At 56.5% G+C, this 13885-nt stretch carries 14 protein-coding genes; 8 read left to right on the forward strand and 6 right to left on the reverse strand.

Going from position 1 to position 13885, the window contains the following annotated elements; genetic code table 11:
• Position 1: 1 nt before the first annotated feature.
• On the reverse strand, positions 2 to 562 hold the full coding sequence (locus ACOSV0_RS23285; protein ID WP_434116082.1) for a cysteine hydrolase family protein: 561 nt from the start codon (positions 560 to 562) through the stop codon (positions 2 to 4).
• Between the two features lie 262 nt (positions 563 to 824).
• On the opposite strand from ACOSV0_RS23285, the gene ACOSV0_RS23290 reads away from it, so the two are divergent.
• Positions 825 to 1430: a TetR/AcrR family transcriptional regulator gene (locus tag ACOSV0_RS23290; protein ID WP_434114034.1), complete on the forward strand. Its 606-nt coding sequence runs from the start codon at positions 825 to 827 to the stop codon at positions 1428 to 1430.
• 272 nt (positions 1431 to 1702) lie between these two features.
• On the opposite strand, the gene ACOSV0_RS23295 is transcribed toward ACOSV0_RS23290, so the two are convergent.
• Together ACOSV0_RS23295 and ACOSV0_RS23300 are read right to left on the reverse strand one after the other, a co-directional pair.
• Positions 1703 to 2284 carry a hypothetical protein gene (locus ACOSV0_RS23295; RefSeq protein ID WP_434114037.1) on the reverse strand — a complete coding sequence of 194 codons (582 nt, stop codon included), beginning with the start codon at positions 2282 to 2284 and terminating at the stop codon, positions 1703 to 1705.
• Positions 2285 to 2495: 211 nt separating this feature from the next.
• Positions 2496 to 2714, reverse strand: coding sequence for a hypothetical protein (locus ACOSV0_RS23300; protein WP_434114040.1), 219 nt, complete (start codon positions 2712 to 2714; stop codon positions 2496 to 2498).
• A 40-nt stretch (positions 2715 to 2754) separates the two neighbouring features.
• Here ACOSV0_RS23300 and ACOSV0_RS23305 point away from each other — a divergent pair, with 40 nt between their 5' ends.
• Positions 2755 to 3033: a hypothetical protein gene (locus ACOSV0_RS23305; protein WP_434114042.1), complete on the forward strand. Its 279-nt coding sequence runs from the start codon at positions 2755 to 2757 to the stop codon at positions 3031 to 3033.
• Positions 3034 to 3309: 276 nt separating this feature from the next.
• Here ACOSV0_RS23305 and ACOSV0_RS23310 read toward each other — a convergent pair whose 3' ends face one another.
• The gene (locus tag ACOSV0_RS23310) at positions 3310 to 3933 is read right to left on the reverse strand and encodes a LysE family translocator (RefSeq protein ID WP_434114044.1); all 624 of its coding nucleotides are present in this window, start codon (positions 3931 to 3933) and stop codon (positions 3310 to 3312) included.
• On the opposite strand from ACOSV0_RS23310, the gene ACOSV0_RS23315 reads away from it, so the two are divergent.
• Together ACOSV0_RS23315 and ACOSV0_RS23320 are read left to right on the forward strand one after the other, a co-directional pair.
• On the forward strand, positions 3932 to 4816 hold the full coding sequence (locus ACOSV0_RS23315) for a hypothetical protein (protein WP_434114046.1): 885 nt from the start codon (positions 3932 to 3934) through the stop codon (positions 4814 to 4816). The genes ACOSV0_RS23310 and ACOSV0_RS23315 overlap by 2 nt on opposite strands.
• Before the next feature lie 194 nt (positions 4817 to 5010).
• Positions 5011 to 5583, forward strand: a complete 573-nt coding sequence (locus tag ACOSV0_RS23320; protein WP_434114050.1) for a GNAT family N-acetyltransferase — start codon at positions 5011 to 5013, stop codon at positions 5581 to 5583.
• A 577-nt stretch (positions 5584 to 6160) separates the two neighbouring features.
• On the opposite strand, the gene ACOSV0_RS23325 is transcribed toward ACOSV0_RS23320, so the two are convergent.
• On the reverse strand, positions 6161 to 6769 hold the full coding sequence (locus ACOSV0_RS23325; RefSeq protein ID WP_434114053.1) for a nucleotidyltransferase domain-containing protein: 609 nt from the start codon (positions 6767 to 6769) through the stop codon (positions 6161 to 6163).
• Positions 6770 to 7055: 286 nt separating this feature from the next.
• On the opposite strand from ACOSV0_RS23325, the gene ACOSV0_RS23330 reads away from it, so the two are divergent.
• Positions 7056 to 7667, forward strand: a complete 612-nt coding sequence (locus tag ACOSV0_RS23330) for a LysE family translocator (protein ID WP_434114056.1) — start codon at positions 7056 to 7058, stop codon at positions 7665 to 7667.
• A gap of 297 nt (positions 7668 to 7964) precedes the next feature.
• On the opposite strand, the gene ACOSV0_RS23335 is transcribed toward ACOSV0_RS23330, so the two are convergent.
• Positions 7965 to 8864 carry a LysR family transcriptional regulator gene (locus ACOSV0_RS23335; protein WP_434114058.1) on the reverse strand — a complete coding sequence of 300 codons (900 nt, stop codon included), beginning with the start codon at positions 8862 to 8864 and terminating at the stop codon, positions 7965 to 7967.
• A 153-nt stretch (positions 8865 to 9017) separates the two neighbouring features.
• On the opposite strand from ACOSV0_RS23335, the gene dld reads away from it, so the two are divergent.
• The 3 genes from dld to ACOSV0_RS23350 all read left to right on the forward strand — a co-directional run bounded on the left by dld (position 9018) and on the right by ACOSV0_RS23350 (position 13736).
• Entirely contained in the window at positions 9018 to 10757 is a 1740-nt protein-coding gene (dld, locus tag ACOSV0_RS23340; RefSeq protein ID WP_434114060.1) for a D-lactate dehydrogenase, read from the forward strand.
• A gap of 784 nt (positions 10758 to 11541) precedes the next feature.
• On the forward strand, positions 11542 to 12984 hold the full coding sequence (locus tag ACOSV0_RS23345) for a diguanylate cyclase (protein ID WP_434116084.1): 1443 nt from the start codon (positions 11542 to 11544) through the stop codon (positions 12982 to 12984).
• A 179-nt stretch (positions 12985 to 13163) separates the two neighbouring features.
• Entirely contained in the window at positions 13164 to 13736 is a 573-nt protein-coding gene (locus ACOSV0_RS23350) for a GNAT family N-acetyltransferase (RefSeq protein ID WP_434114063.1), read from the forward strand.
• Positions 13737 to 13885: the final 149 nt, after the last annotated feature.

Genomic DNA, 13885 nt, shown 5'->3' on the forward strand with positions numbered 1-13885 from the left:
GTTAGGTGCTCCGTTTCATGAGGTCAATGATTTCTTGTGTAGTGCCGGTTTCGCCGATCCTTGGAAAAACGCGTGTGATGCTGTAGGTATGGGCATCGGACTGCATGTCGGTCATGGCGTCCGTCGCGAGCGTGACGTTGAAACCGAGCTCATAGGCCTGGCGCGCGGTGACCTCGACGCCATTGCTGGTGGCGACGCCGACGATCACGACCTGCGTGACTCCCAACGATCTCAGATGGGATTCAAGACCGGTATTCGTGAATGCGCCCGGCGTATGCTTCGTCACGACAAGGTCCTGCGGTTGCGGATTTAGCTCGGGGATGAGATCGGTCCAGCCGGCCGGCAATTCTCGATGGGCCCGTGGCTGTTCCGTCCGGCCCGGCGCACCGCCGGCGACATTGACCAGCACGACCGGCAAACCATGCTTGCGAAAGGCTTCAGTCAGCGCTCCGACGTGCTTCACCACTTCGTCCATGAGATGCACGGCCGGAAGTGAAACGATGCCTTTCTGAAGATCGATGACAATGAGCACGGACTTCGGGTCGAGGGTAGTCACGGTCACGGTGTTTTCCTTTTGATGATTGGGATGAGCGCGAAGCCGCCCATCTTTGTCATGTGGGTTGAGCTGCAACTGGGTAGAAGACAGCAATGGTTCGTGGGGTGCTGGCGCACCCCGCCAGCAGGATGCAACCGATGACAAGCAGGTTTTTACGCATGGATACCCCACCGGCATTAATAGATAGAATGATCGATCTAATAATATGGCCGTTATGGCGCCGCGTCAAGATATGTTAGGATGAACGTTCTAACTAAGAGGCGATGTTGTGCGAAAGGTTGATCCAGACAAGTACGAGGAACGACGGCAGCAAATCCTGCAGGCTGCCGCGCGGTGTTTCGCCCGTGACGGCTTCCGTGGGGCCAGCATCTCGGAGATCTGCGCTGAGGCAGAGATGAGTGCTGGCCATCTGTACCACTACTTTCCCAACAAGGAGGCCATCGTCAGTGCAATGACTGAAGGCGGCCTGGCGAGAGCGGCGGAGCATTTCGAGCAGATGATGCAAAGCCCCGATCCGATCCGCGCCTTCATTGCGGAAAGTACAAAGGCGAAGCGCGGTTTGATCAGCCAATCGCTGGTGTTCGACGTGCTGGCCGAGGCCGGCCGCAACACCGAACTCGCCGACATCCTGCGCCGGCATACACTCGCATTGCGCGCCTTGCTGGCAGATTTCCTGCGTAAAGCGCAAGCGCAAAAGCGAATCGATTCGGAACTCGACCCCGAGATGACGGCCGCTATCTTGATGGCGATCATCGATGGCACGCGGAGCATGCTGATCCGTGATCCTAAGCTGGGCAAGGGCGACAGCGCCGACTATCTGGAGCTTTTAGTCACCCGATTTCTTGCATCGCAGGGTAGTGGTCAGTCGGTCTAGGGCCATTTCGAGGCGGCAATTCTTCTGGCTGGATTCAATGCAGAAAGGTACGTTGCCCGATGACCGGTTCGCGATACGTCCGGCACTTCAAAGCATTGGTAGGCGCTGACCGGCGCGCGGGTCTATCGCCAGAGCGACTTCATGAGCGCGATCCGTCTCGAGTTAGCGCTTCGGCGCACCCGTCGTCCCGACGCCTTGGAAGATGATCGAGGAGGCGGATTGAGCTTGCTCGACCAAAAACGGGCATAGGGTCGCCGCATGTCGTGCTTGCCTTAATCACGTTGTCCGAAAATTGTGAATTCTTGATTGTGACCAGCGTCTTCTGTCAGTAAGAAGGCACGATCGGATACCGAGACAATGGTCGCGTATGCAGTTGCACCATTGGGGTAAAGGTCTGATAGGTTAGGTAAGTGCGCATCTCTGCCCAGGATCTGCATGACCTCATTGGCCGGCAACGCCTTTGTCCCGATTGCGATCATCGAAGGAGTAGTTTTCATCTCCTCCATGGTCGTCGTAATACCTTTATCTACTACAGACCAGGTTCCGGCCCAACTTGCCAAGTATTCCACCCGCACAGGGTCGGGCGCACTTTTTCGGTCGACAACTGTCATGATCCCGCTGGTGTTATACCTTCCATTTTTAAAGAATTCGCTGGTACCTCGAAAACCGAGACTAACGCGTCCGATCGGACTGTATTCCCACTGGGTATTCCACCGACCGAGGAAATGTGGATCTGTTGTCGTCCCCGCAAAAACGCTTCGAACTTTACCCACAAAATCGACGGTGGTAGAAACGTAACCCATCGCAGTAACTATCGTCGCGATGATCAAACTAAACTTAATTTTCTTATTCACTTTGGCACTTGTGGAGTGGATCCTGTCGGATAGCATCGTGAGTCGCACGGCCGGTGGACATCAATATTCTATTTGCATGCGCAATGGAATATTTACCATGCATGCAGGTAACCTCAGGGTCAAACAATACCGTTCATTCTAGCCGCCGCGTTCTGTACGACCGATCACACGCGGAAGCAGCCATCAGACAGATCGCTGATTAGCTGACCGTTCAGGGTCGATCGGAGCCGGTCGCCGACTGGCGCGGATCGGCCAGGAAGGGACACTCGGCGCCAACGCTTGAATCGCTGACAATCTTGACCTCACCCCAAGAGGAAACCAGGCGGAATCGCAGATAATCGAGCCGGGCAAAGGACCGGAAGAGTAAAAATAGCGCATGAAGATGCAGGTCGCATAGAGAGATAATCATTTTTTTGACGGAGTTGTTCACCGTACAATCTGACGAAAATATAAGGATCCCGGAGGAAGTAATGCTCGCCGAAGTATTCAAGCGCACCGTATCGCTTTTGATTCCCACTGCATTGATTTTCTGTGTCATTCAGTACCATGAAACAGGCGCCGTGGCTGTCTCCGGAATAGCGGTGTACGTCATTGCATTCTTGGTTATTGGCATGGTTTTTGAGGGTTTGAATGTATGGTGGAGACAGCGCTTCGGGACGGGCAAGGGCTCGGGCATTGCGCGCGCCGTGCTTTGGTCCGTTGCAGCAGTCTGCTTGTATTTATTTTTTCGCCACTTAGACCGCGGCTGATTAGAGGCTGCCTCGTCTAAAGGTGAACAGGGTGCCAGGAATACCACGCCGAATTTTCGCTGGAATTGCACATTAGCTCTGTGCAAGTGAGAGGGGAACGCATCTCAGAAGCGCTCATTGCCGTCGTTTGATTCCGGATGCCGGTTCAGAATCGCGTCCTGCCGATCGCTGCTTGGGACGCCGTCGGGTCGTGTGAATCAATCGCATCGGGCGGCAAGCGGCCATGAGCAGACGGTCGACTTTGGTGTGAAGATCGTCAACAATCGGCAGGCATCATCAGATTCTCTCTGTTGCTAACTTCAGACCTAGCCCGACGAACAAGGCGCCCATGGTCTTAGTCAACCATGCAGAAATAGCCTGGTTACGACGAAATGCGCCTGTCATTCTCGCCGCAAGGAACACGTAGGTGATGCTCATGGATATTCCGACCATATTGCCAGTCACCCCCAACGCAATGAGATGTTTCACAGGACTCAGGTCGTGTGCGTTCATGAACTGGGGAAGCAATGCGATATAAAACAGAGCGACTTTCGGGTTCAGGACATCGCTGAGAAAGCCTTGCCAGAAGATGAGACGCAGAGCTTTTTTCTTGGCATCGCCGACAGGGAGGGCGACTCCGTCGGAGCGCAATGCTCCCCAGCCAAGGTAAATGAGGTAAGCCGCACCCGCCCACTTTACAGCAGTGAACGCCGTTGCTGATGCCAATACAAGCGCCGAGAGACCAGTTACCGCCGCGAGTAGATGTACGTAGGAACCGAGATTAATTCCGAACGCAGCACATAACCCTGCCGCACGTCCCTGAGCAATCGTCCTCCCAAGCAGGAACAACATATCGGGTCCGGGCACGAGAGACAGAACAAGACTCGCACCAACAAAAAGCATGTATGTATGCAGACTCATGGTTTCTCTGGTTCAATGTCTGATGGGAATTGACGATGAGTATATCCGTCGCAGTTCGGCCATGAGCCGACCTTCGACAACCGCACGCGAATCGTCGACAATCCGGACCGTACATTCGGATGCCGGCTATCTTTCAACGCACCGCGACCGTGAGCGCATTATGGCAAGTCTGTCGGAATCCCGCACCGCAGAACCTTCCAATGTTCACCGACTGGTGATCGTCGAGGGCATCATGGGATCGGGCAAATCGACGACTATGCGGTTCATCGCGAAACACCTGCAAGATGCGGGGCAGCCGGCGATACCTATCCACGAAAGGACCGATCCGCATCCGGTACGCGCGACGGACGAACTCGAACACTGGTTTGAACCGTGGAGGGACGCAACACCAGAGGATCTCGCGGACCGTGCATTGGCGAGATGGGCCGCTTTCGTCGAGTACACGCAAACAGATGCGGAGATTCCGGTATTGGACGGTCAACTTTTTCATGGAGACCTGACCCATCTGCTCCTAATGGAGGCCGATACCGCACTGATTTTCGCCTACATACGAAAGCTGGTAACAGTCATTGCCCCGTTGAATCCGTTCGTCCTTTATCTTTGGCAGGAAGATGTGGAAGAAGCCGTCAGAGCGGTTTGCGCAGAACGGGGGGCCGAATGGATCGATTATCAGGTCAACTGGAAGCTCGCGGCCCCCTACTGCGTGCGTAAAGGCTTCGTGGGACTGGATGGTCTGATTTCTCTGTACCGTGACTACCGCCGACTCACCGACGACCTGTTTCAGGAACTGCCATTAGCCAAGCTCGCCATTGAGAATTCAGGGAGAGACTGGCCAGCATATGAAAGGCGAATTCTTCACAAGTTGGGGCTGCCGACGAGGTAAAAATGCGCGCAGCAACGGGTCGTATCATGCGTTATCAGGGGGACTGATAGGGGTGCGCTGAAATTTCCAATCGTACTGGAGGACCGCTTCGGGTCGCGTACATCCGATCGCCGACAGGGCGTGACCGGCCAATTTGAGACACTCGACGCCACCGCGTAGACTGATTGACAATCGCTGCTCCTAACACGAACAAAATGACGACCGAAATTGAACTCCTGAGGCCTACGATTGCATTGCTGCCAAGTTACGTTTCTGCCCTTGAGGCGGGATGGTCACCTGACAATGTTCGCAAGGAGGTCGCTGCGCGCGAACAGTTGCACGCTATCGAATTGAACGCGGAGGCATTTGTCGACGGCCTGGATGATCCGACCGCATCAGGCGGTCCGATTCCTCTGCCCGACGGATCGACCGTCGCCCGTCTGCCAAGCATTGTTCGATGGATTTGGGACGGCGACGTTAGCGGCGCAATCGGATTTCGCTGGCAGGCTGGAACTGCCGAATTGCCGCCGCATGTACTCGGACACATCGGCTTCTCGGTCGTGCCGTGGAAGAGCGGCAACGGCTACGCCAGACAGGCGCTCAACTTGATGCTGGGTGAAGCGAGGCTACAAGGTTTGTCCTACGTCGAACTAACGGTTGATCCCGAAAATATAGCCTCGCAGCGGGTGATCGCAGCATGCAGCGGTGTCCTGATCGAGCGGTTCAAAAAGACTGCCGCCTACGGATTCGCTGACACTCTTCGCTATCGCATTGAGCTAGACGACTGAGGCCTGTTGGACCCTGTCCGGCCATTCAGGGACGTTCGACATTGCTACTGAGATCGGCAACAATCTCTAAGCATTCAACGACGGAGCGGCGTAAAGTACGGCGCAATTGACGCAATCCTGACCCAACGGACCGCTCACGACACCCCAAAATCCACCATTGTCGGCGGTGGGCTAATCTCTATGCGACGTAGCGTACTCAAGGACCTGACGATGAAGCGTTATGTTGTTGCTCTTTGTATGTTTTTGGTCTTCGCCGCTTTTCCTCTCTATGAGCTATGGAGAGCCTACACACTTGGAGTAGTACTAGTACTGTCCAAACACAGTCCGAGTTTCGATGCTACGCGTGCAGCCAGACCCGGTGAATTCGTTGCGGCGGTCTGGTTTTACGTCTTCTTGCTTGCGGTTGCCGCTGTTGGTGGAGCGGCTTGTTTGCTGCCAGATCGCAGCCCCTCCAAGGCACGGTCCTCGATTCGATAATCGTCGCTGATCGGCCAAGAGCGGGCAGTCGCCCCTGTTGGGAAATCGTCGACAATCGACGCCCCAAAGTGCGAATCAGCAGGACCTTTGCCAGCGTGGACTATTTGACGGCCGATCCATTGCCTGCTTGCGAAGCCTCAATAGCTCTTCCTAGCTTGACCAGGTAGCGCTTTGCCGTTTGGAAGTCTCCACGCCACAACCACTTCAGGCAATTAAAGAGTTCCCACGCCAGGAATCGGTCGCCATATCGAAAGACAGTCATGTCGTGCTCGGTCGGCGCGAGTCTCGATGACGCCCTCGATTCAAGGCAACGATCCCGATTGACTATCTCGACAAAAGGTTGCTCCAGGGTGAGCTTGGTGCCGGGCGATATGACATGAAATTCGATTGAGGTTAAGTCGTCGAAGACGAGCTTTTGGAACGGGCTGTTTGGATCATGCGCGCCATCACACGTGATGAATACTTTCGATGGGGCGATCTGCTGTCGTATCGTATGGAACAGTGCATGCCCTGCTCCCTCCGAGCAAAAGGCAATCAGGTCAATATCCGAGAGGCGATCGGCGCCCCCCTTTGCAAATGAACCGACGACCACCGCGCCGGTGCAATCTGAAGAGTCTCGAACCGCGGCGGCGATTCGCACAAGAAGCGCAATCTGGAATGCCGTGGCAGGGTTGTTCCTCCACCTTTTGAGAAAGTCTTCAAAGCACATTGGGCGGTCTCGTATGGTTTGTGGGAGGTCTACAGGGAGAATCAATAATACGTTCGAACGACCTTCTTCGGGGAGGCGCGAGGCCGCACCGGGTCGACTGCGAAAATCCGAAGCAACGCCGAGACTCGTCGGCCTCGATTCGACACCGGACTTCCAGGCTCGGCCATTATGAGACGTTCGATACGGCCGTAAGAAGCGTTAGCGATCTTCGTACGGACAGTGGGATTACAATTCAATTATGTAATGCTGAGAACCCAACAATCCAGGTGACCGAAGGAGGCTGTCAGTGACATTTTCGAGTTTGCTTGTCTTTGCATTGGCATTGGTTGTCACCGCTGGCTCGCCGGGGCCAAGCGTCGCTGCACTCGTCGCACGCGTCCTGACTAACGGCCTTCGAGATGTCTTGCCCTTTCTCGCTGCAATGTGGATCGGCGAGGCGCTGTGGCTTAGTTGTGCAGTCGCTGGACTCACCGCCATCGCCCACACGTTCGTCTTTGCGTTTCTCGTGCTGAAACTGCTCGGTGTCGCCTATCTATTGATCCTTGCCTGGAAAATGTGGTTCGCCCCCGTTGTTGTACAAAACGGTCCCCTGCCGAGCGGGCAATCCGCGTTGCGCATGTTCATCGCGGGTCTGATGGTAACACTCGGAAATCCTAAGATCATGGTGTTCTACGTTGCCCTTCTGCCCACCCTTGTTGATCTTTCGCGCGTTGGGACGGCCGCGTGGATTGAACTTACGCTGACAATGTTCATCGTTCTCGTCACGGTAGATATTAGCTGGGCAATCCTTGCTGTACGCGCGCGGAAGCTTTTGACGAACCAGCGGGCAGTAAAGATGGCGAATCGCGCTAGCGCAACGGCAATGGCAGGTGCAGCGGCCGCTATTGCAGTGCGATAGATTGAATCGAACGACCGCTTTGGGGAAATGCGACGGACCGTTGTGGGTCGCACTGGGACGGTCATTATCGGGCGGCATTCGGCCAATTGCAGACGTCCATATGGTTGCGCAGAACGGCTGGTACCCGGTCTATTGCTGCCGTTCGTTTGCGACAGACCGCGGTCGCAACGGGATCCAGACACGCCATAGCCAACTGGCGATCTTCGATCCTGCAGGGCAGTGCCAGGCCAAAAAATCACAGGTCCGTGTTGGCAGCCGACGCCTGGACCCACTTCGTCATGGCTAACTCACGCAACATCATGCCGAGCGGGCGGCGCCTCGCTGTAGCCGCAAAATCCGTACAAAATTCAGCACTGTAGGCGATTTTTCGCGTTGCCGATGGACTAGCGCGATGCCCGTCGAAAGCGGGCTACCCTTCAGTTCGTGATAAGACACGCCTTCGACCTGAACCTGCCGGATCGATGCCGGAACCATCGCGACGCCGAATCCGGCAGCTACGAGGTTCGCCGCCGACGAGATCTGTGGCGATTCCATGCCGATCGAGGGTGCGAAGCCAGCCTCGCGGCACGCGGCGATGATCGAATCATGCAGATCCGGGCCGATCGGCCGCGGAAAGAGGATGAACGGATCGTCGGCAAGATCTGCCAGATCGATGCGCCGTCGCCGGCTCAGGCGATGGTTTGCCGGTAGCACCGCCAACATGTTTTCGTCGACCAGCGGCTCGACGATCAGATCCCTGCAATTCAGCGGCATGCGCACCAGCGCGGCATCGAGCTGGCGCTCCGCGACCTTGTCCAGCAGCGCCGAACTGTTGCTCTCCTCGCAACTGATCGACACGCGCTCATACGCATGCCGGTACTGCTGCATCGTCGTCGCCACCATCGGATGAAACACCGTCGAACCTGCAAAACCCAGCGAAAGCCGGCCTGTCTCCCCACGTCCCGCGTTCTGTACTTCGACGAAAGCCTGTTGCGCGTCCTCGACGATGCGTCGCGCGCTCTCGCGAAAGAGCCGTCCTGCTTCGGTCAATTCGACGCGGCGCGGATGCCGGACGAACAGGGGCGTGCCGATTTCCCGCTCGAGCTTGAGGATCTGCTGGCTTAAGGGCGGCTGGGCGATGCCCAGGTGCGTCGCAGCATCCGTGAAATGCAGATGCTCGGCCACGGCGAGGAAGTAGCGTAACTGACGAAATTCCATATCTTTTTCGTCTCCAAAAAGTGACTTCGAGATATTGGACTAATGGGTTGCCTGATTTTAACCTTGCGTCAACCCGATGCGCTCAAAGGTCACACCCGACAGGTTGGTTAAAGCCGATGCGCGTCAAACTCAACGTTTCTTCAGGAGAATTCGATGTCAGTGACGCGCGCGCCGTCGGCAGAAGGGCAGGACAGCAAGGCCTCCACGTTGATTGCGGACCTACGCAACATCGTGGGCAACAAGCACACCATGACTGACGATGGCGCGACCCGCCGCTATCGCACCGGCTTCCGGTTTGGCGCCGGCAAGGCGCTCGCGGTGGTTTGCCCAGGCACGATCGTCGAACAATGGAAAGTGCTGCAGGCGTGCATTGCAGCGAATGTGATTGTCATCACGCAGGCATCGAACACCGGTCTCACCGGCGGATCGACGCCGGACGGTAACGACTACGATCGCGACATTGTGATCGTCAGCACGAGCCGCATGAAGAAGGTCTACGTGATCGACAGTGGCAAGCAGGTCGTTTGCCTTCCGGGCGCGACACTCGATCAGTTGGAAAAGACGTTGAAGCCGCTTGGTCGCGAGCCGCATTCGGTGATCGGCTCGAGTTGCATCGGCGCGTCGGTATTCGGCGGGGTGTGCAACAACTCGGGCGGTGCGCTGGTGCAGCGCGGCCCGGCTTATACGGAAATGGCGGTATTCGGGCAGGTGGATGCAGCGGGAAAACTCAACCTCGTCAACCATCTGGGAATCGAACTCGGCGACTCGCCCGAGGATATCCTCGGGCGGCTGGAGCGCCGCGAGTTTAGCGATGCCGATATTCGCCTCAATGCGGGTGCTGGATCCGATCACGGTTACGCGACGCATGTTCGTGAGATCGATGCCGATACGCCCGCGCGTTTCAACGCCGATCCACAGCGCTTGCACGAAGCGTCAGGTTCGGCTGGCAAGGTGATGGTGTTCGCGGTACGGCTCGACACGTTTCCGATCGAGCAGAATGCAAAGGTGTTCTATATCGGCACGAACCGCCCCGACGAGCTCACTGAAATCCGCCGTCACGCGCTGCATGACTTCAAACATCTGCCGATCTCCGGCGAATATCTGCATCGCGACGCTTTCGACATTGCTGAGGAGTACGGCAAGGACACCTTCCTTGCAATCAACTATCTTGGCACTTCCCGGCTGCCGGCGCTGTTCGGACTAAAGAGCCGTTTCGACGCGCTGTTCGATCGTTTCGGTTTTCTCCCTTCGCATCTCACCGACCGTGTCATGCAAGCGGCGAGCCGACTGTTCCCGAGTCATCTGCCGGCGCGAATGAAAGAGTATCGTGATAAGTACGAGCACCATCTGATGCTGAAGGTGTCGGCCGAAAGCGTGGAAGAAACGCGTGCCTTCCTTTCAGGCTATTTCGACCATGCGGCCGGTGGTTATTTTGAATGTACGGACGAAGAAGGCAGGAAAGCATTCCTGCATCGTTTCGCTGCCGCCGGCGCGGCCGTTCGCTATCGCGCGGTGCATACTCAGGAAGTGGAGAATATCGTCGCGCTGGACATCGCATTGCGACGCAATGACCGCGACTGGATCGAGACGCTGCCGCCCGACATCGAAGAAACCATCGCTATCAAGTTGCACTACGGCCACTTCCTCTGCCACGTGTTCCACCAGGATTACATCGTCAAGAAGGGTAACGACTGCCTTGAAGTCGAACATAAGATGTGGAAGCTGCTGGACCGCCGCGGCGCCGAATATCCAGCGGAACACAACGTCGGCCATCTGTACCATGCGAAGCCCCAGCTCGCCGCGTTCTATCAGCAGCTCGATCCCTGCAACTGCTTCAATCCGGGGATTGGACAGACGTCGAAGTTCGCGAAGTATCGGGAAACCTTAGTCTAGGTGACGTCCATTGCCGGCAGGTAGAGTTCCCCGTGACCCACTTCTGTCCTCTGACCCACCGCAACGAAAACAGTAACGTGTTGCCAAGGTACATGCACACGTGCTGTGGTCAGGGGCTGCTCCTGGTCGGTTAAGGGACACACCTTGAAATTGGTCACGAGTCTCCTTCGGGTCGAACCCGGTCGGCTGTGTCGGGCAGTAGTCGGCCAAAAGCGGCCGGCCGTAGCGCTTCTGGAATCGGCTGAGACGGGCCCGATAACGGACAGACAACTGATTGTCGAGCGCGGTCGTCGATAGCGTGCAAAACCTTATCGCGGGACGGATCTGTTGCATCAATGGCGAGGGGGGCGTAGACGCCTCGGCAACTTCAGCGGTAGTTGGCGCAGTCGTAAGCCAGATGTGTGTCGACTTCGGGCGATTTTGAAATGGCTTCGCGTGTGTTTCCCGGTTTAGGCCGAGCGACGACCAAGCCTGCCGGGGCAGATCTCTAGTTGCTCCCACCGGCACATAACCCATGTCAACGGCAGCGGTAAAACTGGACCAAGGCCTCTACTTTTTGCTGTCTTTGCCGTAAACCCGGTCATCGGCTATTCACGACACTCGGGCATTCCTTTGCCGCAGGACTCCCTACACCGAGTCGATAATCTCGCCACGACGGCGGGACAACGACGTTTGGACCGAGCGTACCCACCACAACGTGATCGTGTCTGTTTCTATTACCACCGGAAAACTGGCTGTTCTCGCAGGCCGACATCCTTTGATTGTCGGTGCACTAGGTAGCCTGATGGCATTAGGCGTGATGGCAATCAGTCTGGTCACACTTCTGGCCTCTCGTGACGCCGCTGTCGAACATGCTCATGAAACCTCCAGAAACGTTACCGCCGTTCTGGTCAGCAACATCACCCGGACGATTGAAACGTCGGACAATTCACTTCGTGCCTTGATTGCCGCACTGAACAAGCCTGCTGTCCAGAGCATGAATGTGGACCTGCGTCACGAATTGCTGTTTGGCCGGACCGCTGCCGAGTACGTTACCGGTATGGGGGTGACGGACAATAAGGGACGACTGATCGACGGCTGCTGCTCCAGCTCCCATACCTGGGATTTCAGCGACCGGGATTACTTCATTGCTCACCGCCAGTCGCCGAATGTCGGACTGTATGTGTCATCAGTCTACCGGGCACGGTCGCGGCCTGGCGCGCAATCAATTGCGATGACGAGAAGGATGAGCCAGCCCGACGGGTCATTCGGCGGAGTAGCGATTGTTGCCATTGACGTCGAATACTTTAAACAACTTCTTGCAAAACTGGACGTGGGGCCAAACGGCGTCACTGCGATCGTTCGTACGGACGGTACGCTGGTGGCCAGAAATCCCCCCATCAGCCAGGCAAGGCTGGTCAATCTGGGTAAGTCACCGACGTTTCCGCGTATGGTGGACCATGATTCCGGGTTCTATTCTGCTCCCTCGATCTCGGACGGGGTCCTGCGCCTGTATACATTTCAACGTGTTCCCGGGACGCCGCTCATCGCCGTTGTCGCGCCGGCGGAAAGCGACGTGCTGGCGTCCTGGAAGCGACTGTCATGGATAGTCGGCGTCTCGGCCTCGTCGGTTAGTCTTGCGTTCTGCACGGTGGTCTGGCTCCTTGCTTTTGCGCTGCGGGACCACGCAAAGACTCAGGTACTGCTTATGGAGCTAACCCAAACCGATCCGCTGACAGGGCTCAGGAACCGCCGCGCTCTCGACGAGGTCCTCGAAAACGAGTGGAGAAGACTGCAGCGCAGCGATGGTTCCTTATCGCTGCTGTTCGTCGATGCGGACAACTTCAAACAGTACAACGACAGGCATGGTCACGCTCAAGGTGATATTGCACTGAAACATCTCGCGGAATGCATCAATCGACACGTGCGTCGTCGTGTCGATCTCGCCGCGCGATACGGCGGGGAAGAGTTTGTTGTCGTGCTGCCCGATACGGACAAAACGGGAGCGGCTCAGATCGCTGAAGCTATACGTCAGGAAGTTGAGCATGGGCAACCGACAGTACCATCCGGAGCAATTCCACCGTTCACGGTCAGTATTGGGTGCGCGACCGGTCGACGCTCACTTCCATCGTCACTGGATGAATTGACGAATTCAGCTGATCTGGCGCTGTACGAGGCTAAAAGGAGCGGAAGGAACGCCGTCGTCTACGCAGCCGATACTGCTGCATCGCCTCGGCCGCAGAGCTGATTGCACTCCTTGACTGTGCCTGCCTCATTCTGCGGTCCGAGCGGTCAGTCGTGGAGGAATAGCGAGCGACCGATTAGGGTCGAACTGGGACGGTCATTATCGGGCGGCATTCGGCCAATTTGAGACACTCGACGCCGCCGCGTAGACTGTTGACAATCGCTGCTCCTAACACGAACAAAATGACGACCGAAATTGAACTCCTGAGGCCTACGATTGCATTGCTGCCAAGCTACGTTTCTGCCCTTGAGGCGGGATGGTCACCTGACAATGTTCGCAAGGAGGTCGCTGCGCGCGAACAGTTGCACGCTATCGAATTGAACGCGGAGGCATTTGTCGACGGCCTGGATGATCCGACCGCATCAGGCGGTCCGATTCCTCTGCCCGACGGATCGACCATCGCCCGTCTGCCAAGCATTGTTCGATGGATTTGGGACGGGGACGTTAGCGGCGCAATCGGATTTCGCTGGCAGGCTGGAACTGCCGAATTGCCGCCGCATGTACTCGGACACATCGGCTTCTCGGTCGTGCCGTGGAAGAGCGGCAACGGCTACGCCAGACAGGCGCTCAGCTTGATGCTGGGCGAAGCGAGGCTGCAAGGCTTGTCCTACGTCGAGCTAACGGTTGATCCCGAAAATATAGCCTCGCAGCGCGTGATCGCAGCATGCAGTGGTGTCCTGATCGAGCGGTTCAAAAAGACTGCCGCCTACGGATTCGCTGACACTCTTCGCTATCGCATTGAGCTAGACGACTGAGGCCTGTTGGACTTTGTTCGACCAAGACGGGACCTTCGGAGCCGCGTCGCGAACCGTGCACAATTTGGTATTGAATCGAACCAAGTAAGCAGTGAAAGAAGAGACGAGGACGGCGGGCAGTCTTTATCGAAGTTACGTGGACACGTAAC

The organism is Paraburkholderia caffeinilytica, from assembly GCF_051027425.1.
Classification (GTDB): Bacteria; Pseudomonadota; Gammaproteobacteria; order Burkholderiales; family Burkholderiaceae; genus Paraburkholderia; species Paraburkholderia caffeinilytica_A.

Excerpts from the sequence above, each read along its gene's own strand:
- ACOSV0_RS23305 (WP_434114042.1), top strand. The coding sequence starts at position 2,755 with ATGCTCGCCGAAGTATTCAAGCGCACCGTATCGCTTTTGATTCCCACT.
- dld (WP_434114060.1), top strand. The coding sequence starts at position 9,018 with ATGTCAGTGACGCGCGCGCCGTCGGCAGAAGGGCAGGACAGCAAGGCC.
- ACOSV0_RS23335 (WP_434114058.1), bottom strand. The coding sequence starts at position 8,864 with ATGGAATTTCGTCAGTTACGCTACTTCCTCGCCGTGGCCGAGCATCTG.
- ACOSV0_RS23325 (WP_434114053.1), bottom strand. The coding sequence starts at position 6,769 with ATGTGCTTTGAAGACTTTCTCAAAAGGTGGAGGAACAACCCTGCCACG.
- ACOSV0_RS23350 (WP_434114063.1), top strand. The coding sequence starts at position 13,164 with ATGACGACCGAAATTGAACTCCTGAGGCCTACGATTGCATTGCTGCCA.
- ACOSV0_RS23315 (WP_434114046.1), top strand. The coding sequence starts at position 3,932 with ATGGTTTCTCTGGTTCAATGTCTGATGGGAATTGACGATGAGTATATC.
- ACOSV0_RS23345 (WP_434116084.1), top strand. The coding sequence starts at position 11,542 with ATGGCATTAGGCGTGATGGCAATCAGTCTGGTCACACTTCTGGCCTCT.
- ACOSV0_RS23320 (WP_434114050.1), top strand. The coding sequence starts at position 5,011 with ATGACGACCGAAATTGAACTCCTGAGGCCTACGATTGCATTGCTGCCA.
- ACOSV0_RS23310 (WP_434114044.1), bottom strand. The coding sequence starts at position 3,933 with ATGAGTCTGCATACATACATGCTTTTTGTTGGTGCGAGTCTTGTTCTG.